This is a genomic window from Burkholderia sp. Cy-637, from assembly GCF_011753175.1.
GTDB lineage: Bacteria > Pseudomonadota > Gammaproteobacteria > Burkholderiales > Burkholderiaceae > Burkholderia > Burkholderia gladioli.
In genome coordinates this window covers 1-20727 of record NZ_VWWC01000021.1, presented here as the reverse complement: position 1 = coordinate 20727, position 20727 = coordinate 1, and the positions used below count along the sequence as shown (strand labels likewise).

The 20727-nt window shown below is 67.1% G+C and carries 22 protein-coding genes; 3 read left to right on the top strand and 19 right to left on the bottom strand.

Annotated features, from left to right (window positions below):
* Positions 1 to 9: 9 nt before the first annotated feature.
* The 15 genes from lepA to F3J10_RS08805 all read right to left on the bottom strand — a co-directional run bounded on the left by lepA (position 10) and on the right by F3J10_RS08805 (position 13552).
* A complete protein-coding gene (gene lepA / locus F3J10_RS08875) occupies positions 10 to 1803 on the bottom strand; it encodes a translation elongation factor 4 (protein WP_013697084.1) in 1794 nt (597 codons plus the stop codon).
* A 219-nt stretch (positions 1804 to 2022) separates the two neighbouring features.
* Positions 2023 to 2277, bottom strand: a complete 255-nt coding sequence (locus F3J10_RS08870; RefSeq protein WP_167241906.1) for a glutaredoxin family protein — start codon at positions 2275 to 2277, stop codon at positions 2023 to 2025.
* A 7-nt stretch (positions 2278 to 2284) separates the two neighbouring features.
* The gene (locus tag F3J10_RS08865) at positions 2285 to 3826 is read right to left on the bottom strand and encodes a DegQ family serine endoprotease (RefSeq protein ID WP_025098842.1); all 1542 of its coding nucleotides are present in this window, start codon (positions 3824 to 3826) and stop codon (positions 2285 to 2287) included.
* Between the two features lie 16 nt (positions 3827 to 3842).
* The gene (locus F3J10_RS08860; protein WP_025098841.1) at positions 3843 to 4895 is read right to left on the bottom strand and encodes a MucB/RseB C-terminal domain-containing protein; all 1053 of its coding nucleotides are present in this window, start codon (positions 4893 to 4895) and stop codon (positions 3843 to 3845) included.
* A 5-nt stretch (positions 4896 to 4900) separates the two neighbouring features.
* Positions 4901 to 5515: an RseA family anti-sigma factor gene (locus F3J10_RS08855; protein ID WP_013697080.1), complete on the bottom strand. Its 615-nt coding sequence runs from the start codon at positions 5513 to 5515 to the stop codon at positions 4901 to 4903.
* 85 nt (positions 5516 to 5600) lie between these two features.
* The gene (rpoE, locus tag F3J10_RS08850) at positions 5601 to 6200 is read right to left on the bottom strand and encodes an RNA polymerase sigma factor RpoE (protein ID WP_013697079.1); all 600 of its coding nucleotides are present in this window, start codon (positions 6198 to 6200) and stop codon (positions 5601 to 5603) included.
* Positions 6201 to 6288: 88 nt separating this feature from the next.
* The gene (locus F3J10_RS08845) at positions 6289 to 6771 is read right to left on the bottom strand and encodes an RNA polymerase subunit sigma (RefSeq protein WP_167241905.1); all 483 of its coding nucleotides are present in this window, start codon (positions 6769 to 6771) and stop codon (positions 6289 to 6291) included.
* Between the two features lie 11 nt (positions 6772 to 6782).
* A complete protein-coding gene (gene fabF / locus F3J10_RS08840) occupies positions 6783 to 8021 on the bottom strand; it encodes a beta-ketoacyl-ACP synthase II (protein WP_013697077.1) in 1239 nt (412 codons plus the stop codon).
* A gap of 162 nt (positions 8022 to 8183) precedes the next feature.
* Positions 8184 to 8423, bottom strand: coding sequence for an acyl carrier protein (gene acpP, locus F3J10_RS08835; protein ID WP_012735022.1), 240 nt, complete (start codon positions 8421 to 8423; stop codon positions 8184 to 8186).
* Positions 8424 to 8568: 145 nt separating this feature from the next.
* Positions 8569 to 9318 (bottom strand): 3-oxoacyl-ACP reductase FabG, encoded by a 750-nt coding sequence (gene fabG / locus F3J10_RS08830; RefSeq protein ID WP_013697076.1) that lies wholly within the window; start codon positions 9316 to 9318, stop codon positions 8569 to 8571.
* 60 nt (positions 9319 to 9378) lie between these two features.
* Positions 9379 to 10311 carry an ACP S-malonyltransferase gene (gene fabD / locus F3J10_RS08825; protein WP_167241904.1) on the bottom strand — a complete coding sequence of 311 codons (933 nt, stop codon included), beginning with the start codon at positions 10309 to 10311 and terminating at the stop codon, positions 9379 to 9381.
* A 67-nt stretch (positions 10312 to 10378) separates the two neighbouring features.
* Complete coding sequence (locus F3J10_RS08820; RefSeq protein WP_013697074.1) at positions 10379 to 11368, bottom strand: beta-ketoacyl-ACP synthase III; 990 nt, start codon at positions 11366 to 11368, stop codon at positions 10379 to 10381.
* Positions 11369 to 12475 carry a phosphate acyltransferase PlsX gene (gene plsX, locus F3J10_RS08815; protein WP_013697073.1) on the bottom strand — a complete coding sequence of 369 codons (1107 nt, stop codon included), beginning with the start codon at positions 12473 to 12475 and terminating at the stop codon, positions 11369 to 11371. It abuts the gene before it with no gap.
* Between the two features lie 135 nt (positions 12476 to 12610).
* Positions 12611 to 12790 carry a 50S ribosomal protein L32 gene (gene rpmF / locus F3J10_RS08810; RefSeq protein WP_010105341.1) on the bottom strand — a complete coding sequence of 60 codons (180 nt, stop codon included), beginning with the start codon at positions 12788 to 12790 and terminating at the stop codon, positions 12611 to 12613.
* A gap of 99 nt (positions 12791 to 12889) precedes the next feature.
* Entirely contained in the window at positions 12890 to 13552 is a 663-nt protein-coding gene (locus F3J10_RS08805; protein WP_167230664.1) for a DUF177 domain-containing protein, read from the bottom strand.
* Between the two features lie 289 nt (positions 13553 to 13841).
* On the opposite strand from F3J10_RS08805, the gene F3J10_RS08800 reads away from it, so the two are divergent.
* The gene (locus tag F3J10_RS08800) at positions 13842 to 14465 is read left to right on the top strand and encodes a Maf-like protein (protein WP_167241903.1); all 624 of its coding nucleotides are present in this window, start codon (positions 13842 to 13844) and stop codon (positions 14463 to 14465) included.
* Positions 14462 to 15184: an SAM-dependent methyltransferase gene (locus F3J10_RS08795; protein WP_013697070.1), complete on the top strand. Its 723-nt coding sequence runs from the start codon at positions 14462 to 14464 to the stop codon at positions 15182 to 15184. The genes F3J10_RS08800 and F3J10_RS08795 overlap by 4 nt, the downstream gene beginning before the upstream one ends.
* Before the next feature lie 61 nt (positions 15185 to 15245).
* Here F3J10_RS08795 and F3J10_RS08790 read toward each other — a convergent pair whose 3' ends face one another.
* The 4 genes from F3J10_RS08790 to F3J10_RS08775 are packed head-to-tail and all read right to left on the bottom strand — an operon-like array spanning position 15246 to position 18340.
* Positions 15246 to 16262 carry a S49 family peptidase gene (locus F3J10_RS08790; RefSeq protein ID WP_017918419.1) on the bottom strand — a complete coding sequence of 339 codons (1017 nt, stop codon included), beginning with the start codon at positions 16260 to 16262 and terminating at the stop codon, positions 15246 to 15248.
* Positions 16263 to 16293: 31 nt separating this feature from the next.
* On the bottom strand, positions 16294 to 16674 hold the full coding sequence (locus F3J10_RS08785) for a Rieske 2Fe-2S domain-containing protein (RefSeq protein ID WP_029950333.1): 381 nt from the start codon (positions 16672 to 16674) through the stop codon (positions 16294 to 16296).
* The gene (locus tag F3J10_RS08780; RefSeq protein WP_036052314.1) at positions 16671 to 17330 is read right to left on the bottom strand and encodes an HAD-IA family hydrolase; all 660 of its coding nucleotides are present in this window, start codon (positions 17328 to 17330) and stop codon (positions 16671 to 16673) included. The genes F3J10_RS08785 and F3J10_RS08780 overlap by 4 nt, the downstream gene beginning before the upstream one ends.
* A 5-nt stretch (positions 17331 to 17335) precedes the next feature.
* Complete coding sequence (locus F3J10_RS08775; RefSeq protein WP_025098834.1) at positions 17336 to 18340, bottom strand: RluA family pseudouridine synthase; 1005 nt, start codon at positions 18338 to 18340, stop codon at positions 17336 to 17338.
* Positions 18341 to 19060: 720 nt separating this feature from the next.
* Between F3J10_RS08775 and F3J10_RS08770 the strand changes: the two genes are divergently transcribed.
* The coding region (locus F3J10_RS08770; protein ID WP_167241902.1) for an Rne/Rng family ribonuclease at positions 19061 to 20727 on the top strand (1667 nt) is incomplete at its 3' end.

The window sequence follows — 20727 nt, the reverse complement described above, 5'->3', positions numbered from 1 at the left end:
TCAGTCCTGTTATTTGTCTTCGACACGCAAGATCGCGAGGAACGCTTCCTGCGGGATCTCGACCGAACCCACCTGCTTCATGCGCTTCTTGCCGGCCTTCTGCTTTTCGAGCAGCTTCTTCTTTCGCGAGATGTCGCCGCCATAGCACTTGGCCAGCACGTTCTTGCGCAGCGCCTTGATGTTCTCGCGCGCCACGATGTTCGCACCGATCGCGGCCTGGATCGCCACGTCGTACATCTGGCGCGGGATGATCTCGCGCATCTTGGCCGCCACCTCGCGGCCGCGGTACTGCGACTGCGAACGGTGCACGATGATCGACAGCGCATCGACCTTGTCGCCGTTGATCAGCATGTCGACCTTGACCACGTCCGAGGCGCGGTATTCCTTGAACTCGTAGTCCATCGAGGCATAACCGCGCGACACCGACTTCAGGCGATCGAAGAAGTCGAGCACGATCTCCGCCATCGGGATTTCGTAGGTCAGTTGAACCTGGCGGCCGTGGTACTGCATGTTGATCTGCGAGCCGCGTTTCTGCTCGCACAGCGTGATGACCGAGCCGACGTAGTCCTGCGGCATGTACAGGTTGACCGTGACGATCGGCTCGCGGACTTCCTCGATGCGGCCCGGATCCGGCATCTTGGCCGGGTTCTCGACCACGAGGGTTTCGCCGTTGCTCTGCACCACCTGGTAGACCACGGTGGGGGCCGTGGTGATCAGGTCCATGTCGAACTCGCGCTCGAGACGTTCCTGCACGATCTCCATGTGCAGCAGGCCGAGGAAGCCGCAGCGGAAGCCGAAGCCAAGCGCCTGCGAGACTTCCGGCTCGTATTGCAGCGCGGCGTCGTTGAGCTTGAGCTTCTCGAGCGATTCGCGCAGCGCGTCGTACTGGTTCGCCTCGACCGGATAGAGGCCGGCGAACACCTGCGGCTTCACTTCCTTGAAGCCCGGCAGCGGCTCGGGCGCGGCCTTGGCCGCGTGCGTGACGGTGTCGCCCACCTTGGCGGCCGTCAGCTCCTTGATGCCGGCGATGATGAAGCCCACCTGGCCGGCCGACAGCGATTCGAGATTGCGCGACTTCGGCGTGAACACGCCGATATGCTCGACCGGGTACTGCGCGCCGGTCGCCATCAGCTTGATCTTTTCCTTGGGACGCAGGGTGCCGTTGACGATGCGCACCAGCATCACCACGCCGACGTAGCTGTCGAACCAGGAATCGATGATGAGCGCCTGCAGCGGCGCGTCGACATCGCCCTTGGGCGCCGGCACCTTGGCGATCAGCGACTCCAGCACGTCCTCGACACCGAGGCCGGTCTTGGCGCTGCAGCGCGTCGCGTCGGTCGCGTCGATGCCGATCACGTCCTCGATTTCCTCGATCGCGTTCTCGGGGTTGGCGGCGGGCAGGTCGATCTTGTTCAGGACCGGCACCACCTCGACGCCGAGCTCGATCGCCATGTAGCAGTTCGCGACCGTCTGCGCCTCGACGCCCTGGCTGGCGTCGACCACCAGCAGCGCGCCCTCGCAGGCCGACAGCGAACGGCTGACTTCATAGGAAAAGTCGACGTGCCCCGGGGTATCGATCAGGTTCAGGTTGTAGACCTTGCCGTCGCGCGCGCGGTACGACAGCGCGGCGGTCTGCGCCTTGATCGTGATGCCGCGCTCGCGCTCGAGATCCATCGAGTCGAGCACCTGGGCTTCCATCTCGCGGTCGGTCAAGCCGCCGCATACCTGGATGATGCGATCCGCGAGCGTCGACTTGCCGTGGTCGATGTGCGCGATGATCGAGAAATTGCGAATATGATCCATTCAGTGCCGATCAAGCGAAAAAGGCGCGCTCGACGACTGCGGAGCACGCCTTGTGTAAGTCGGTGAAAAAACAGCCTATTTTAGCCGAAAAGGCCTGGCCGGGGCGGCATTTTGGCGGGCTTGCCGCGCCAACGGCACGAAACCTGCTGGGCCGGCCGCGACGGCCTTGCTTTCCGGGCCCCGGCGCCCGGGGCCCGATCGGGCCGCGCCCAGCCGGCATCAAGCGCCCGAGCCGGCCGGCCGCCGCGACAGCGCGGTGCGCACCGCGCCTTCGTCGAAGCGATGCCGGCACACTTCCACGCCATCCAGCAGCAGCACCGGCACGTCCTCGTCGTAACGCTCGACCAGCGCGGGATCGGTGTCGATGTCGATCACCGTCACCGGCAGATGGAACTCGGCCGCGACGAGCGCCAGCGCGACCTGCATCTCGTCGCACAGATGGCACCAGCCGCGGCCGTAGAGCGTGAAGGCCACGCGCGCCCTACTTCTGGGCCGCGCGCGGACGCAGCGGGATGAATTGCGTGTTGTCGCCGCGCCGCACCAGCACCGCGACCATCTTCTGCGGGTCCAGCTTCGAGGTGACCTCGACGAATTGCTTGGCGCTGGTGATGTCGGTATCGCCGACGCGCACCACGATGTCGTCGCGCTTCAAGCCCGCGCGCGCGGCCGGGCCGTCGGCGGCGTCGACATGTACGCCGTTGGGCACCTTGGCCGCCTTCAACTGCTCGGCCGTCAGGTCGCTCACGGTCAGCCCCAGCGCATTGCTCTGGCGCGGCTTGGCGGGCTGGCTCGGCTTGCCGCCGTCGGCGCGGGCATTGCCCTTCTCGGCCGGCACCTCGGCGATCGTGATCGGCAGCTCGCGCGCCGCGCCCTTGCGCCAGATCGTGATGGTGGCCTTGCTGCCCGGCTTGGTGTCGCCCACCATGCGCGGCAAGTCGGTGGCCTCGTCCACGTCGCGGCCGTTGAACTTCAGGATGATGTCGCCCGGCTGCACACCGGCCTTGTCCGCCGGGCCGCCCGCCTCGACGCTGCTGACCAGCGCGCCTTCCGCGCGCGGCAGCCCGATCGAGTCGGCGACGTCCTTGGTGACCTCGCCGATCGCCACCGCGATGCGCCCGCGCGTGACCTTGCCGCTGGCCTTGAGCTGCTCGGCCACGCGCATCGCCTCGTCGATCGGGATCGCGAACGAGATGCCCATGAAACCGCCGGTGCGGCTGTAGATCTGCGAATTGATGCCGATCACCTCGCCGTTCATGTTGATCAGCGGGCCGCCGGAGTTGCCCGGGTTGACGGCCACGTCGGTCTGGATGAACGGCAGGTAGTCGCCGGTGTTGCGCCCCTTGGCGCTGACGATGCCGGCCGTGACGGTGTTGTCGAGCCCGAACGGCGAGCCGATCGCGACCACCCACTCGCCCACCCGCACCTTGTTCGAATCGCCGATCGCCACGGTCGGCAGGTTGGTGGCGTTGATCTTGACGATCGCGATGTCGGTGCGCTCGTCGATACCGATCAGCCTGGCCTTGAACTCGCGCTTGTCGGTCAGCGTCACGTAGATCGTGTCGGCATCGTCGACCACGTGCGCATTGGTCATCACGTAGCCGTCCTGGGACAGGATGAAGCCCGAGCCGACGCCGCGGTTCTGTTCCGTGTCGGGCGCATCGGGCTGCGCGTTCTTGGGCGCGCCCGGCGCCTGCGGCAGCGGGATGCCGAAGAAGCGGCGGAAGAATTCCGACATGTCGCCGTCGTCCGGGCCTTGCGGGAAGACGCCGCGCGGATCGGCCGGCACCGTCGCCGTGGTGCGGATGTTGACCACCGCCGGGCCCGCCTTCTCAACCAGGTCGGCGAAGTCGGGCAACGCGGCGCGTGCCGCCGGCGCCGAGGGCGGCGCCACGGGCACCGAGGCGGCGGCCGGCGCGGAGGCGCCCGGCACGATCGAAGCGGGTTGCGCGGCGAGCGACGCGAGCGGCAGGCAGGCCGTCAGCGCCACCGCGGCCATCCAGGTAGGCAGCGTGGTGGTGGTCATGTCGAGGAACCGGAGCTTACTTCGAAGGCTTGTATTCTATGGCAGCCGCGAACTGCTGCAAGGTGGCCGGCGGGACTTCGCCGAGCAGGGTGATCCAGAAATCGCCGCGGCGCTTCACCAGCACGTGGGTGGCGCCGGTGCTGCCCGCCCCTTCCTTGCGCGAGCCCTTCTCGACCGGCTCGAGGAACACCGAGACGGTGGCCAGCCCGTCGGTGAAGACGGCCTGGTCGACGGCGATCGGCGGCTCTCCCGGATCGCGCGCGGCCATCGGGCGGCGCACCTCGCGAATCTTGCGGAAGCCCGCCACGCTCGGCCCCAGCTTCCAGCCCTGCCCCTCGATGTCGACGCTCGCCACCGGCGGACGCACCACCGTGCAGTCTGCGGGATTGCGCACGCCATTGGCGATGGTGGTCTTCAGGGTGGGGTTCGCCGTGCCGATCTGCAACTGCGAGAAGGCAACCTGCTCGAGCACGTGATCGTCGGCGTCGAGCGTCTGCGTGCGCAGCAGCAGGCCGGTCCTGGCATCGGTCCAGAGCTTGTAGGCGTAGCGGTAGCCATCCTTAGGCACCAGCTCGACCACTTGCGCGTCGATGCCGGCCACCCGGTCCTGCCCGAGCGGCTTGGCGTCATAGACCGACAGCACCTGCTCGCCGCTCGCGCCGAGCAGCGACGGGAAGGCATCGCGGTTCTGGCGCCGCTCGACCACGCAGAGATGCCGCTCCGGCACCAGCGTGACGAGATCGTCGTTATGGCGCAGCAGCTTGCGCGGCTTGCCGTCGAGGCTCTCGATCTGTTCGAATTCGCCGCCCTTGGCGGCGATGTGGGTGATCCGCGAGGACTGCACGTAGGTGCCGCGCTGGAACACGAAGGTGCCGTCGTAGCTTTGCTGCTGGGCGGCCTGCTGGATCCGGTCGAGCCAGGCGGCCGCGGCCTGCGGGCCGGCGGCCGGGTCGACCGGCTGCTGCGCGATCGCACGCGATTGAACGGAAATCAGGGCGGCCGCGCAGAGCACGAGCGCAGGCAGCCGCGTCCAGCCGGAGGTGGCGCGATTCAACAGCAGTGTCCGCATCGAGTTTATTGGCCTTGCGTCGCGACGGCAGTCCGAATGAGCGGCATCGAGCCCGACACCACGGGCTGCTGCGCGAATTGCTGGTGAGCTTCGAGGTATTGGTCGAGGCTCGCGTCGCGGATGATGTTGAGATCCTGGTGGGACGAGGCGGCCACGCGCTGCAGGTCCTGCGGCGCGACCGAGGCGACCTGCACCGGTGAGACGCCGGGCTGGCCGGCCGTGCCCTGCAGTTGCGGGACCACGATCCAGGTCAGGGTGGCGGCCGCGGCGGCCACCGCCAGTGCCGGCACGAAGCGGCGGCGCAGCGCGCGCTTGAGCGGCGAAGCCGGGCTGTTCGCCGCGACGGTGATCGCGGCCGGGGCGATCAGGTGGGGCTCGGCTGCGAAGGCAGCGGAAAACCGGGCCGTGAAGGCCTGGCTGACGGCCGGTTCGATCGCGAGTTCGTCGGAACGCAGCGCGTCGCCGATCGCGTGAAATTCGGACCAGGCACGCCGTTCCGTGTCGCCGAAACCGGCCAGGATCTGAGCGAACGGCAGGCCGTCAGGCGACTCGCCGTCGATCAGTGCAGACAGACGCTCGCGTTGCGAGCTCGGTTGCGATTGCGTAGAGACCGACCCCATGATGCTCCCCATCTTCGATACCCCGTCGTGACACACGACTCTATCTGTAACTAGACCCCGTGCCGCTTCCGAACGCCGGCCAGGCTCACCAGCGCCTGCCTTCCGGCGTGTCCAGAAGCGGACGCAACTTGTTCGCAATCGCCTCGCGGGCCCGGAAAATACGGGAACGGACGGTGCCGATCGGGCAATCCATCATTTCCGCGATTTCCTCGTAGCTCAGACCCTCGATTTCCCGCAGTGTGATGGCCGTGCGCAATTCCTCGGGCAACAGCGCCATCGCCGCGTTCACCGTTTCGGCGATCTGCTTGCTCATCAACATCGACTCGGGCGTGTTGATATCCCTTAGTTGGTCCGCGTCGGAGAAAGTTTCAGCCTCTTCGGCATCCGCTTCAGTCGAGGTCGGCGCGCGGCGTCCCTGGGTCGCAAGGTAGTTCTTTGCCGTATTCACGGCAATCCGGTACAACCACGTGTAGAAGGCCGATTCGCCGCGAAACTGCGGCAGCGCGCGGTAGGCCTTGATGAAGGCGTCCTGGGCCACGTCCTCGACCTCGGCGGGATCCCGCACGAGGCGCGAGATCAGCCGGATGATCTTGCGGTGGTATTTGGAGACCAGGAGTTCGAACGCTGCCTTGTCGCCTTTCTGTACGCGCTCGACCAGGGCCTGATCGATTTCTTTTTCACTCACCTGACAAATCCGTTAACTAGGGATGCAACGCGGAGCGCCATTGTAGCAACGCCCTGCGACCTGCCGCGAAACCGCGCGGCGCGCGCCCTCAGCCTCGTCCGGTCCGCCGCGGGCGCCTGCCGAGCACCGACAGGGCGCGGAACGCCGCCATGTCGAGCGCATCGGCCGGCACCAGCAGCGCCACCGGGGCGCCGCGCTCGCGAGCGATCGCCAGCACCAGCAGCCGGTCCGCCCAATGCGTGCAGCGGACCACGGCACCGTGCGCCACCCGCCGGCCCGCGTGATCATAGGCGGCGAGCGTGCCGGTGGCCGGCTCGATGCGCAGCGCGGCCGGGATCCGGCGCGCGCAGGTTTCACGCGCGACCGACGCGAGACTCGCGGCGGTCAGCAACCCGACGAACACCGCTCCGATCTTCCCGGCGAACTGGCCGTCGGCCAGTTGCAGCGCGACACCGCCAGCCGCCGCCGCGCATAGCGCGACGAAGGCCGCCAGCACGACGCGCAGCGTCGCCGAGGCACGCAGCGCGACGGGCTGCGTGCCGGAGGAAGACAGGAGGGAGGGACCCGTCAAGCGATCCCGCTTCAGGCGCGCTTGAAAACCAGCGTGCCGTTAGTCCCGCCAAAGCCGAAGGAGTTCTTCAGCGCGACGTCGATCTTCATGTCCCGCGCTTCGTTCGCGCAGTAATCGAGATCACATTCGGGATCCTGATTGAAGATGTTGATGGTCGGCGGCGAGACCTGGTTGTGCACGGCCAGCACCGTGAACACCGACTCGAGGCCGCCCGCGCCACCGAGCAGGTGGCCCGTCATCGACTTGGTCGAGTTGACCACCATCTGCTTGGCGCGATCGCCGAAGGCGCGCTTGATGCCGATCGTCTCGGCCAGGTCGCCGAGCGGCGTCGAGGTGCCGTGCGCGTTCAGGTAGTTGACCTCGTCGGGATTGACACCGGCGTTGCGCAGCGCGGCCAGCATGCAGCGGCGCGCGCCGTCGCCATCCTCGACCGGGGCGGTCATGTGATAGGCGTCGGCGCTCATGCCGTAGCCGGACACTTCGGCGTAGATCTTCGCGCCGCGTGCCTTGGCATGCTCGTACTCCTCGAGCACCATCACGCCGGCGCCCTCGCCCAGCACGAAACCGTCGCGGTCCTTGTCCCACGGACGGCTGGCGGTGGCCGGGTCGTCGTTGCGCTGCGACAGCGCGCGGGCGGCCGCGAAACCGCCGATGCCCAGCGGCGAGACGGTCGCCTCGGCGCCGCCCGCGATCATCAGGTCGGCGTCGCCGTACTCGATCAGGCGCGCGGCCTCGCCGATGCAGTGCAGGCCGGTGGTGCAGGCCGTCACGATCGCGAGGTTCGGGCCCTTCAGGCCGAACTTGATCGACAGGTGACCGGAGATCATGTTGATGATCGAAGCCGGCACGAAGAACGGCGAAATGCGGCGCGGGCCGCGATTCAGCAGTTCGGTCTGCGTGACCTCGATCATCGGCAGGCCACCGATGCCGGAGCCGACGACCACGCCGAAGCGCTCCGCGTTCTCCTCGGTGACCTCGATGCCCGAATCCTTCATGGCCTGCATGCCCGCCGCGATGCCGTAATGGATGAAGGTATCCATGTGGCGCGCTTCCTTCGCGGGCAGGTATTCCTCGACATTGAAGCCCTTCACCTCGCCCGCGAAGCGGGTCGAGTAGTTCGTTGCGTCGAACTTGGTGATGTTGGCGATGCCGGATCGACCGGCGACCAGATTGGCCCAACCGTCGGCAACATTATTGCCAACAGGCGAAATCAGCCCAAGGCCTGTAACGACAACTCGACGGCGGCTCACGGTACCCTCTTTTCCATTGGATGACAAAAACAAAAGCCACAGGGGCCGCAGGTACCAGCCCTGCGAGCCCTGTGGCTGTTAGCGCGGCCGGCAACGAAGCCGGCGGCGAGATCTGGCGCCCACGCAGCGTTCCGAAAAACGTTGCTGACGGCGTGCCGGGTCTTAGGCCTTGACGTTCGCGCGAGCGTAGTCGATCGCTTGCTGAACGGTCGTGATCTTCTCGGCCTCTTCGTCCGGGATTTCCATGCCGAACTCGTCTTCGAGCGCCATGACCAGCTCGACCGTGTCGAGCGAGTCGGCGCCGAGGTCGTTCACGAACGAGGCTTCGTTCTTGATTTCGCCTTCGGCGACGCCCAGTTGCTCGGCGACGATCTTCTTGACACGTTGTTCGATGTTGTCCATTACCCCTCCGAGGGAAAGTTCAGATTTACAAGTGCGCGCATTTTATCAGGTTTGATGCCGCCAAAAATGCGCGCCGGCGTTGCGGTTCGAGAGGCGCTCGAGGCGCCTCCATCCGACGTACGGCGCGGATGGTAAACGAATTCCGTTACGACATGTACATGCCGCCGTTCACATGCAGCGTCGTGCCAGTGATATACCCGGCAAGCGGCGAGGCGAGGAACGCGACGGCGTGAGCGATATCGTCGGTGCTGCCGAGGCGCCCGAGCGGAATCTGGGTTTTCAGCGCGGCCTGTTGCTCCTCGGGCAGCGACTTGGTCATGTCGGTGTCGATGAAGCCGGGGGCCACGCAGTTGACGGTGATGCCGCGGCTGCCGATCTCGCGCGCCAGCGCGCGGGTGAGGCCCGCCACGCCGGCCTTGGCGGCCGCGTAGTTGGCCTGGCCCGGATTGCCGAGCGAGCCGACCACCGAGGTGATGTTGATGATGCGCCCGCCGCGGGCCTTCATCATCGGGCGCAGCACGCCGCGGGAAAGGCGGAACACCGACTTCAGGTTGGTGTCGATCACCGCGTCCCAGTCGTCGTCCTTCATGCGCATCGCGAGCTGATCCTGCGTGATGCCGGCGTTATTGACGAGGATGTCGAGACGGCCGAATTCCTTGACGGTCGAATCGATCAGCGCCTCGGCCGAGGCCGCGTCGTTGACGTCGAGCACCGCGCCGCGGCCGGCCAGGCCGGCTTCGGCCAGCGCCGCGCCGATGCCCTGGGCACCCGCTTCGCTGGTCGCCGTGCCGATCACCGTGGCGCCCTGGCGCGCGAGTTCGAGCGCGATCGCCCGGCCGATGCCGCGCGAGGCGCCGGTCACGATCGCCACCTGTTTGTCGAGAGTCTTGTCCATGTTGGTCCGTGAGTCGGATGAATCGTGGCTCGCCGCGGCGCCGAGGCACCGCGCGGCCGCTCAGGCCGTGACGAGCTTGAGCACGTCGTCGAGCGTGGCCGGGTCGTACACGGCCGCGCCCGCCAGTTCGCCGTCGATGCGCTTGGTCAGGCCGGTGAGCACCTTGCCCGGGCCGCATTCGACCAGTTGCGTGACGCCGGTGCCGGCGATATGACGCACGCATTCGACCCAGCGCACCGGGCCGGCGGCCTGGCGAACCAGCGCGTCCTTGATCGCGGCGGGGTCCGACACGACCGCCACGTCGATGTTGTTGACCACCGGGATGCGCGGCGCATCGATCGTGACCGTCGCCAGGTAGTCGCGCAGTTGATCGGAAGCCGGCTTGAGCAGCGAGGAATGGAACGGCGCCGACACCGGCAGCGGCAGCGCGCGCTTGGCGCCCTTCGCCTTGGCGATCTCGCAGGCCTTCTCGACCGCGGCCTTGGCGCCGGCGATCACCACCTGCGCGGGCGCATTGAAGTTGACCGCCTCGACCACGCCGGCCGCCGCAGCTTCCGCGCAGACCGCGCGCACCGTGTCGTCGTCCAGGCCGAGGATCGCGGCCATGCCGCCTTCGCCGACCGGCACCGCGTTCTGCATCGCCTGGGCGCGGAATCGCACCAGCGGCACCGCATCGCGGAAGGCCAGCGCGCCGGCCGCCACCAGCGCCGTGTATTCGCCCAGGCTGTGGCCCGCGACGATCGACGGCGCCGAGCCGCCCGCCTCTTGCCAGGCGCGATAGCAGGCGTAGGCGGCGGTCAGCATCACCGGCTGCGTGTTGGTGGTCAGGTTGAGTTCTTCGGCCGGCCCCTCGGCGATCAGCTTGCCGAGATCCTGGCCCAGTGCATCGGACGCCTCCTGCACGGTCTCGCGCACCACGGCGAGCTCGGCGAATGCGTTGAGCATGCCGACCGCCTGCGAACCCTGCCCGGGGAAAACAAATGCGAATTTCATCTCGTCCTCTTGTGAAACGTTCAGACGGCGCGCCGATCGGGCGCGCCTGCCGGCAAGGCGCGGCCGCTCAGAAGCGGAATACCGACGCGCCCCACGTGAAGCCGCCGCCGACACCTTCGATCAGCACGGTCTGGCCGCGCTGGATGCGGCCGTCGCGCACCGCCACGTCGAGCGCGAGCGGGATCGAGGCGGCCGAGGTGTTGCCGTGCTCGCCGACGGTGACGACCATGCGCTCCTGCGGCAGCCCGAGCTTGCGGCAGGTGCTGGTCATGATACGGATATTGGCCTGGTGCGGAATCAGCCAATCGACCTGGTCGGCCGCGAGGCCGGCCTTCTCCAGCGCCTCGACAGCGACCTTCTCCAGCACGTTCACGGCGAGCTTGAACACCGCCTGGCCGTCCATGTGCAGGAAGGCGCTGCCCGCGATCACGCCGCCGTTGACGTTGCCCGGCGTGCAGAGGATGTGCGAGTAGCTGCCGTCGGCATGCAGCGCGCTGCCCAGGATGCCGGGCTCCTCGGAGGCCGACAGCACCACCGCGCCGGCGCCGTCGCCGAACAGCACGCAAGTGGTCCGATCCTTGAAATCGAGGATGCGCGAGAAGGTTTCCGCCCCGATCACCAGCGCGTTGCGATGCTGGCCGCTGCGGATGAAGCTGTCGGCCGTGGCGATCGCGTAGGCGAAGCCCGAGCAGACCGCCTGCACGTCGAACGCGGCACCGCCGTTGCGGATGCCGAGCTTATTCTGCAGCAGGCAGGCAGTGCTGGGGAAAACGAAATCAGGGGTGGACGTGGCGACAATGATCAGATCGATCGACTGCGGATCGATGTCGGCCGCCTCGATGGCGCGCTGCGCGGCGATCAGCGCGAGATCGCTGGTGGTCACGTCGGGATCGGCGAAATGGCGCGCATGAATGCCGGTGCGCGCCACGATCCATTCGTCGCTGGTTTCGATGCCGTCCTTCGCGAGACGCTCGGCGAGCGCCTGGTTCGTGACTCGGTTGGGCGGCAGGTAGCTGCCCGTGCCGAGCACGCGGGAATAGAGAGTCGATTGGGCCATTTAAGCTTTAGAGGATAAAGCGGCAGAAGGCTCGGCCTGCTGGCCTGCAGACGGACCTGCCTGACCGGCACCGCCCGCGTCGTGACCGCTTTCGCCAAGCGGCATCGCGTTTTCCGCCATGGCCCGGGAAAGGCGCTCCAGCACGCCATTTTTGACCGCATCATACCCGCGTTTGATGGCCCACTCAAACGCGTAGGCATCGGCCGAACCGTGGCTCTTGATCACCAGGCTGCGCAGGCCCAGCAAGGCCGCGCCGTTGTACTGGCGGTGATCGACGCGGCGCTTGAAGCGCAGCAGCACCGGCAGCGCGAGCACGGCCATCAGCTTGCTCATCAGCGAGCGGCTGAACTCTTCCTTGATGATGTTCGCGAGCATCTGCGCCAGGCCTTCCGAGGTCTTGAGCGCGACATTGCCGACAAAGCCGTCGCAGACGATCACGTCCACGGTGCCCTTGTAGATGTCGTCGCCTTCGACGTTGCCGCGGAAGTTCAGCGTGCTGGCGCGCAGCAGTTCGCCCGCGCGCTTGATCGTGTCGTTGCCCTTGATCATCTCCTCGCCGATGTTGAGCAGGCCGATCGTCGGACGATCCTTGCCCTCCAGGGCCGCGACCAGCGCATGCCCCATCTCGGCGAACTGCAGCAGATGCTGAGGCTCGCAATCGACGTTGGCGCCGAGGTCGAGCATCATCGTGTAGCCGGTCGGATTCGGCAGCGCGAACGCGATCGCCGGCCGCTCGATGCCGGGCAGCGTCTTGAGCACGTAGCGCGACACGGCCATCAGGGCGCCGGTGTTGCCGGCCGAGACGCAGGCCTGCGCCTCGCCGTCCTTGACGTGGTTCAGCGCGACGCGCATCGAGGAATCTTTCTTCCGGCGCAGCGCGACCTCGACGGAATCGTCCATCGCGACGACTTCCGTGGCCGGAACAATCGACAGCGAGGGATCGTCGAGCGCCTTGAGTTTCTTGAGCTGGGCGCGGATCGCGGTATCGATGCCGACCAGCATCAGGTGCGCATCGGGATGCGCACGCACAAACTTGACTGCCGCGGGAACGGTCACGGACGGGCCGTGGTCGCCTCCCATGCAATCGATCGTGAGCTTTACTGTCATGGAGTGCGACGAATTTCAGGCACAAAAAAGCGGCAGTTGAATGCCGCCTTCTTGTTGAGCCAGGAAAGTGTCAAGCGAACCGGTCGTCACGCTGGATGAGCCCGAAAGCATGCGGGCGAGCGCGACGAAACGTGCTTAGTCGTTCTTCGTCTTGACGACTTTCTTGCCGCGATAGTAGCCGTTCGGGCTGATGTGGTGACGCATATGCACTTCACCCGTGCTCGGCTCGACGGCCAGCGGGGTGGTCGTCAGGAAATCGTGCGAACGGTGCATGCCGCGCTTGGACGGCGACTTCTTGTTTTGCTGAACTGCCATGACTAACTCCTAAAAATTTTCCGGATTCTAACACAGCCCGATCCGGCGCCATCCTACCCGGGCACTGCCGCCCGACGCCTTCCCGTGCTCCAACCTACCTCAGTGTTTCTTGTCGCCGTCCCGCTTGAGCGCCTCGAGCGCCGCGAACGGGTTGGGGCGCGCTTCGCCGCTTGCTTCACCGCCCGCCTCGTCGCCGGCCGGCTCCTCGGCTTCATCGAAGGCCTCGGCATCGGCGGCGGGACCGCTGACCCCCGATGTCAGGCTTTCGTGGACCGAGGGACAGACCTCGTGCTTCGGTACCAGCGGCAGCGAGAGCAACAACTCCTCTTCGATCAAGTCGACGAGATCGAACTGGCGCGAGCCCACGATCACATCGACTTCATCGTTCTCGTCGAGGGGAATCGCTTCCGCTTCCTCTTCGGTCGCGACGATCCGATACACCATGTCGATATCGAAGGCCTGCTGGTACGGCGTCATGCAGCGCTGGCATTCGAGCCACGCGGCGCCGTGCAGCGCGAGCCGCAGATACGGCTGCTGACCTTCGCTCCCGTCATCCTGCAATTCGGACTGGGTCGACCCTTCCGCCTGCCACGTAAACGTGGCGTCGCGATCTGGCGCGTCGGCCGGCACTTCGTTTAACATGCGCGGCAGTTGCGAGAGCCGCACCGCGCCTGCCGATTGCCGGGCACTGCGGGCGAATTCGAACAGGTCGACCAGATGCGGATCCAGCGATACCGCAGGTTTGCCAGAAGAAGGATTCATGTGCGCTCCTGCGTGTGATTCAGCACCCGGTTCCACTACCCGGCATTACTCGACTACTCGGCACCGCCCGGTTTTCGCCGCACCGACCGCCAGTACCGGGCCGTCGGGCCCCGTGCGCCGGGGTGGAGCCCCGGCTTGGCCGGCCTGCAAGGGTCTTGCGGGCCTTTCGACGAAGCATCGGCGTCGCTGCCGATGAAAAGCGCAAAACTATATCCGTTTTATCTTTTCGAGTCAATTACTTAACCGGCGGCGTCGCGCCGAGCCGCGACGCCCCTCCCGACACCTCGCCATGACCACGTTTTCCCGTCCGCCCAGGCTGATCCTGGCGTCCAGTTCCCGCTATCGGCGCGAGTTGCTCGAGCGCCTGCGGCTCGCCTTCGAGGTCGTCACGCCCGATCTCGACGAAACCCCGCTGGCCGGCGAATCGCCGGCCGACACCGCGCTGCGCCTGGCCGCCGCCAAGGCGCGCGCGGTCGCGGCCCGGATCGAGGCTCCCGAGGGCGCCGTGGTGATCGGCTCCGACCAGGTCGCGACCTTCGACGGCCGCCAGGTCGGCAAGCCCGGCACCCACCAGCGCGCGCTCGAGCAGTTGCAGGCGATGCGCGGCCGCGAGGTCGAATTCCACAGCGCGCTGTGCGTCTACGACAGCCGCAGCGACCTTGCCCAGGTCGAGGACGTGGTCACGCGCGTGCGGTTCCGCTGCCTGTCCGACGCCGACCTGGACGCCTACCTGCGCGCCGAAACGCCTTACGACGTGGCCGGCAGCGCGAAATCCGAGGGGCTCGGCATCGCCCTGCTGGAGGCGATCGAATCGAACGATCCGACCGCGCTGGTCGGCCTGCCGCTGATCGCGCTCACCCGCATGCTGGCCGAGGCCGGCATCTCGCCGTTCGCCACGGAGGCACGCGCATGAAGGCCGGCACGCTCTACCTGATCCCCAATACGCTCGGCGAGGGCGAGGCCGCGATGCTGGCCGCCGTGCTGCCGGCCGCCGTGCAGGCGCGCGCCGCCTCGCTCGGCTACTACATCGGCGAAAACGCCAAGACCACGCGCGCCTTCCTGAAGAAGGTCGGCACCGAACGGCCGATCCAGGAGATCGAGATCCGCGAGCTGAACGTGAAGACGCCGTCGGGCGAGATCGACCGGCTGCTGGCGCCGATCCTGGCCGGCGCCGACGGCGGCCTGGTATCCGAGGCGGGCTGCCCGGCGGTGGCCGATCCGGGCGCCCTGCTGGTGCGCCGCGCCCACGAGCGCGGCGTGAAGGTGGTGCCGCTGGTGGGCCCGAGCTCGATCCTGCTGGCGCTGATGGCCTCCGGCCTGAACGGCCAGACCTTCGCCTTCCACGGCTACCTGCCGGTGGACCCGGCGGCCCGCGCCAAGCGCCTGCGCGAACTGGAGCAGCAGTCGCGCAAGGCCCGCGAGACGGAAATCTTCATCGAGACGCCGTATCGCAACCAGGCGATGCTGGAGACGCTGGTGGCGACCTGCGCGCCGTCCACGCTGATCTGCGTGGCGGCCGACCTGACGCTCGAGACCGAGACCATCCTCAGTCGCAGCGCGGCCGACTGGAAAAAGGCGCCGGCGCCGAACCTGCAGAAGCGCCCGGCGATCTTCCTGCTGCTGGCCAACTGAGGCCGGCAGCACGGACCAGGGCGGGAAATGAAAAACGGGGCGCCGCTGGCGCCCCGCTCGCTCAGTGCAACCTGACCCCGCTTTCCGACAAGGCCGACTTCACCGCGCCGCCACCGATTGCCGCGCCGAAGCGCCGCGCCACGCGATTGCTGAGGCTTTCCTTGACCGTGTAGTCGACGATGTCGGGCGCCTTCAGCACGTCGCGCGCCACCGTGTCGGTGGTGCCAAAGCCGTCGGCCAGCCCCAGCTCGACGCTCTTCGCGCCGGTCCAGAACAGCCCCGAGAAGATCTCCGGCGACTCGTGCAGGCGCTTGCCGCGGCCGTCCTTGACGGCCTGGATGAACTGCGCGTGGATCTCGTCGAGCATGGCCTGCGCGTGCTCGTCCATCTTCGGCGTTTCCGGCGAGAAGGGATCGAAGAAACCCTTGTTCTCGCCCGAGGTATGCAGCCGGCGCTGGACGCCGAGCTTGTCCATCAGCCCGGTGAAGCCGAAACCGTCCATCAGCACGCCGATCGAACCGACGATGCTGGCCTGGTTCACGTAGATCTTGTCGGCCGCCGAGGCGATGTAGTAGCCGCCCGAGGCGCACATGTCGCTGACCACCACGTAGAGCGGCTTGGACGGGTACTTCTTGCGCAGCCGGCGGATCTCGTCGTAGACGATGCCGGCCTGCACCGGGCTGCCGCCCGGGCTGTTGATGCGCAGCACCACGCCCACCGTGCCGGAATCCTCGAAGGCATCGTCGAGCGCGGAGTTGATGTCCTCGGCATTGGCATTGGTGCCGGCCGCGATCTCGCCGTCGATCGTCACCAGCGCCGTGTGGCGGCTGCTCGAGAGCTTGCCGTCGCCGGAGAAATCGAAGATCGCGAACACCAGCACCACGAACACGATCAGCCACAGGAAGCGGAAGGCGATCCGCCAGCGGCGCGCGGCGCGCTGCTCGACGATCGCCGCCATCGCGATCCGCTCGAGCGCGGCGCGCTCCCAGTTGGGTTCGCGGCCGGCTTGCGGCGCGGCCGGCGGGTTCGACTCGCGCTCGGCGCCGGTTGAATCGGGAGAAGTCGGTTGGTCGGACATGCGAAGGCCAGTGAGGAGGAGGAGAAACGGATCAGGCCGCCTGCGGGACCAGGTCCGCGTCGGGCAGCCAGTAGACGGCGCGGCCGTCCGGCGTGTCGCGCTCGTCCACCTCGACGGCGCGCAGGCGCGCGCCGCGGCACGGGCCGCCGACGCACTTGCCGGTATCGGGCGCGTAGATCGCGCCGTGCGTCGCGCACATCAGGTAGAGGCCGGAGGATTCGAAGAACTGGCCCTCGTTCCAGTCCAGTTCCATCGGCACGTGGGCGCAACGGTTCAGGTAGCCGTAGGCACGGCCGTCGTAGCGCACGAAGAACACCACCACCTCCTCGCCGCGCAGCGTCGCGGCGCGACGGATGCCGGCGCCGCCGTCGACCAGCGCCTCGGCGGCGCAGACGAACACCGGCTCGCTCATGCGTGCTCGCGCAGCCAGCCGGCCAGCGCCTCCACGTCGGCGGCGATGTAGCGCGGCTCGAGCGTGGCCAGCGATTCGGACGAATGCGCGCCGTAGGCCACGCCCACGCCGGCCGCGCCGGCGCTGGCCGCCATCTGCAGGTCGTGGGTGGTGTCGCCGATCATCACGGTGCGCGCCAGATCCTGCCCCAGTTCCCGGCTCAGCTCGTGGAGCATGGCCGGATGCGGCTTGGAGAAGGTTTCGTCGGCGCAGCGCGTGCCGTCGAAAAAGCGCGTCAGCTTGGTTTCGTCGAGCGCGCGATTCAGGCCGACGCGCCCCTTGCCGGTGGCCACCGCCAGCAGGTAGCCGGTATCGCGCAGCTCCTCGAGCATCTCGCGCACGCCGGCGAACAGCTCGATCAACTGGTCTTTCACCAGGTAATGGAAGCGGTAGCGCTCGGCGAGCTTGGCGTAGTCGGCGGGATCGAGCGAGGGCGCGGCGATCGCCAGCGCGTCGCGCAAGCCCAGGCCGATCACGTAGCGCGAGGCCTCGTCGGAAGGCGTGGGCAGGCCGAGGTCGCGGCAGGCCGCCTGGATGCTGCGCGCGATGTGCGCGGTCGAATCCATCAGCGTGCCGTCCCAGTCGAAAACGATCAGGTCAAATTGCTGTCGGGCCATGCGGTTCACGCGCCGGACGCGCGCAGTTCGTTGAGTTGATCGAGGAAGCGCCGGCATTCGTCGGGCAGCGGCGCGTCGAACTGCAGCGTCTCGCCCGACAGCGGATGCGCGAGCTTCAGGCGATACGCGTGCAGGAACATCCGTTTCAGCGACGGGCGCGCGTTCGCGCGGGCCAGCGCCTTGTTCAGGGCGAAATCGCCGTACTTCGCGTCACCGACGATCGGCAGCCCGAGATGCGCCAAGTGTACGCGTATCTGATGGGTCCGACCCGTTTTGAGTTCCGCCTCCAGGAATGCGTAGTCGCTCCAGCGGTCGATCAGGTTGAAGACGGTATGCGAGGGCAGCCCGTCGTCCTGGACCCGCACGCGGCGCTCGCCGTCGGGGGTCGAATACTTGAACAGCGGCACCTTGACGGCACGCCGGCGGCCCCAGTCGGCGGCCCACTCGCCATGCACGGCGGCGTAGTAGCGCTTGTCCATGCGGTTGTCGCGGATCTGCTCGTGCAGCCCGACCAGGGCCGAGCGCTTCTTGGCGATCATCAGGATGCCCGAGGTCTCGCGGTCGAGGCGGTGCACCAGTTCCAGGAAGCGCGCCTCGGGCCGGGCCTCGCGCAATTGCTCGATGACGCCGAACGACACCCCGCTGCCGCCATGCACGGCCACGCCGGCCGGCTTGTTGATGACCAGCATCGCCTCGTCCTCGAACACCACCGCGAACTCGGCGGCCGGCACCGGCACGGACTCGCGCGAGGGATCCGCGGCGGCGATCCGGATCGGCGGGATGCGCACCACGTCGCCATAGGCGAGCCGGTACTGGGCATCGATCCGCCCCTTGTTCACACGGACTTCGCCGCTGCGCAGGATGCGATAGATGTGACTTTTTGGCACGCCCTTGCAGACGCGCAGGAGGAAATTGTCGATGCGTTGACCGGCGGCTTCCTCGCCGACCTCGACCATGGAAACCTGACCGCTTGCGACCGTTTTCTGAGAAATTTTGCCTAACTCATTCATACTGAATATAATTTTGCCCAGCATACCGCTGCGGGCGGCCGGATCGGCCAGGTTCGGGCGGATTGCATGAGGCGCAAGCGCAAACCGCTATTTTACTTGCGCCGGGGGGCTGCTGCTCACCCCTGCACAAAAGAGAGGCAGCAAGTTGCACGCACGGCACTCGCGCCGGCAAGGATCGCGCCCACAGGCGGATTCGGTCGGCGGCATGCCGCGGTAACGGAAAGTTGGACAAAAAGAATTCAATTGGCAGCGGCGGTACGGCACGAGGTGTGCCGCCCGCGCTGTCGGTTGCGAATATGACGGCGTGCGCCCGGCACGGTTTCGCGAAACGTGCGAAGCCGGAGGCGACGTCAAACCAAGGTAGAACACCCCAGGCGGGAAAGTCGGGCTGGATTCGATACTCCCCGCTGCGGCCAGGCCGCAGCACATGCCACTCAGCGACGTCGCGCGCATCCTGCGCCGCGCGCTGCGGCATTGCCCGGTAACAGGCTTAGCGCGCCGCATGGCGCGCGGAGTGAACCATCCGTGCTTTGAAGCCGCGTTCGCAGGTGCCCATGGCAGCCGGCCGGTCGTATCGGTGCGCGCCTCTTCAGGCAATTCTCCCGCCAGCCTTCCCGCTCCAGCGTGCTTGTGACAACACAACAAGGCGCGGCCTGCCTTCGTCCGCGTTCCGCCTGACAAACGGAACGCGCCGCCGGTAGGGCCGCCTGGAGTCGTTCAATGAAACGCATGCTGTTCAATGCGACACAGCAGGAAGAACTGCGTGTCGCCATCGTCGATGGGCAGAAACTCATCGACATCGATATCGAAACCGCCGGCCGCGAACAGCGCAAAGGCAATATCTACAAGGGCGTGGTCACCCGCATCGAGCCCTCGCTCGAAGCCTGCTTCGTCAACTACGGCGAAGACCGCCACGGCTTCCTGCCGTTCAAGGAAGTCGCCCGCCAATACTTCCGCGACGGCGTCGACATGCGCTCCGCGCGCATCCAGGATGCGCTGCGCGAGGGCCAGGAGCTGATCGTCCAGGTCGAGAAGGAAGAGCGCGGCAACAAGGGCGCCGCCCTGACCACCTTCATCTCGCTGGCCGGCCGCTACCTGGTGCTGATGCCGAACAACCCGCGCGGCGGCGGCGTGTCGCGCCGCATCGAGGGCGACGAGCGCCAGGAACTGCGCGAGACCATGGCGCAGCTCGAGATCCCGGAAGGCATGAGCATGATCGCCCGCACCGCGGGCATCGGCCGCAGCGCCGAGGAACTCCAGTGGGACCTGAACTACCTGCTGCAGCTCTGGCACGCCATCGAGGCCGCCTCGAAGAGCGGCCACAACGGCCAGCCGATGCTGATCTACCTGGAATCGAGCCTGGTGATCCGCGCGATCCGGGACTATTTCCAGCCCGACATCGGCGAAATCCTCATCGACACCACCGAGATCCACGACCAGGCGCGAGCCTTCATGGACATCGTGATGCCCGACAATGTCGGCAAGGTGAAGCGCTACCACGACGACGTTCCCCTGTTCTCGCGTTTCCAGATCGAGCACCAGATCGAGACGGCCTACTCGCGCACGGTGCCGCTGCCCTCGGGCGGCGCGATCGTGATCGATCACACCGAGGCGCTGGTCGCGATCGACGTGAACTCCGCGCGCGCCACCAAGGGCGCCGACATCGAGGAAACCGCCACCCGCACCAACCTGGAAGCCGCCGACGAAGTGGCGCGCCAGTTGCGCCTGCGCGACCTGGGCGGCCTGATCGTGATCGATTTCATCGACATGGAATCGGCCAAGAGCCAACGCGAGGTCGAGCAGCGCCTGAAGGACGCGCTCAAGCATGACCGCGCCCGCGTGCAGATGGGCAAGATCTCGCGCTTCGGCCTGATGGAGCTGTCGCGCCAGCGCCTGCGCCCGGCCCTCTCCGAAGGCAGCCACGTGACCTGCCCGCGCTGCAACGGCACCGGCCACATCCGCGATACGGAATCCTCGGCGCTGCAGGTGCTGCGGATCATCCAGGAAGAGGCGATGAAGGAGAACACCGCGGCGATCCATTGCCAGGTGCCGGTCGAGGTCACCGCCTTCCTGCTGAACGAAAAGCGCCAGGAAATCAACAAGATCGAGTCGCGCTTCAAGGTCGGCATCGTGCTGATCCCGAACAAGCACCTCGATACGCCGCATTACAAGCTCGAGCGCCTGCGTCACGACGATGCCCGTCTCGACGATCCGCGCGCCTCCTGGAAGATGGCCGAGGAAGCCGCCCGCGAGCTCGAATCGGAAACCGGTTACAGCAAGCGCGCCGCCGACGCGAAGCCGAAGCAGGAAGCGGCCGTCAAGGGCATCACGCCGGCCAGCCCGGCACCGAGCGCCGCACCGCAGCGCGAGGCGGCCCCCGCCCCGGA

Coding starts and splice junctions, on each gene's coding strand:
- lepA (WP_013697084.1), bottom strand. CDS start 1,803: ATGGATCATATTCGCAATTTCTCGATCATCGCGCACATCGACCACGGC.
- F3J10_RS08865 (WP_025098842.1), bottom strand. CDS start 3,826: ATGACCACCACCACGCTGCCTACCTGGATGGCCGCGGTGGCGCTGACG.
- F3J10_RS08860 (WP_025098841.1), bottom strand. CDS start 4,895: ATGCGGACACTGCTGTTGAATCGCGCCACCTCCGGCTGGACGCGGCTG.
- F3J10_RS08855 (WP_013697080.1), bottom strand. CDS start 5,515: ATGGGGTCGGTCTCTACGCAATCGCAACCGAGCTCGCAACGCGAGCGT.
- acpP (WP_012735022.1), bottom strand. CDS start 8,423: ATGGACAACATCGAACAACGTGTCAAGAAGATCGTCGCCGAGCAACTG.
- fabG (WP_013697076.1), bottom strand. CDS start 9,318: ATGGACAAGACTCTCGACAAACAGGTGGCGATCGTGACCGGCGCCTCG.
- fabD (WP_167241904.1), bottom strand. CDS start 10,311: ATGAAATTCGCATTTGTTTTCCCCGGGCAGGGTTCGCAGGCGGTCGGC.
- F3J10_RS08820 (WP_013697074.1), bottom strand. CDS start 11,368: ATGGCCCAATCGACTCTCTATTCCCGCGTGCTCGGCACGGGCAGCTAC.
- plsX (WP_013697073.1), bottom strand. CDS start 12,475: ATGACAGTAAAGCTCACGATCGATTGCATGGGAGGCGACCACGGCCCG.
- rpmF (WP_010105341.1), bottom strand. CDS start 12,790: ATGGCAGTTCAGCAAAACAAGAAGTCGCCGTCCAAGCGCGGCATGCAC.
- F3J10_RS08805 (WP_167230664.1), bottom strand. CDS start 13,552: ATGAATCCTTCTTCTGGCAAACCTGCGGTATCGCTGGATCCGCATCTG.
- F3J10_RS08800 (WP_167241903.1), top strand. CDS start 13,842: ATGACCACGTTTTCCCGTCCGCCCAGGCTGATCCTGGCGTCCAGTTCC.
- F3J10_RS08795 (WP_013697070.1), top strand. CDS start 14,462: ATGAAGGCCGGCACGCTCTACCTGATCCCCAATACGCTCGGCGAGGGC.
- F3J10_RS08790 (WP_017918419.1), bottom strand. CDS start 16,262: ATGTCCGACCAACCGACTTCTCCCGATTCAACCGGCGCCGAGCGCGAG.
- F3J10_RS08785 (WP_029950333.1), bottom strand. CDS start 16,674: ATGAGCGAGCCGGTGTTCGTCTGCGCCGCCGAGGCGCTGGTCGACGGC.
- F3J10_RS08780 (WP_036052314.1), bottom strand. CDS start 17,330: ATGGCCCGACAGCAATTTGACCTGATCGTTTTCGACTGGGACGGCACG.
- F3J10_RS08775 (WP_025098834.1), bottom strand. CDS start 18,340: ATGAATGAGTTAGGCAAAATTTCTCAGAAAACGGTCGCAAGCGGTCAG.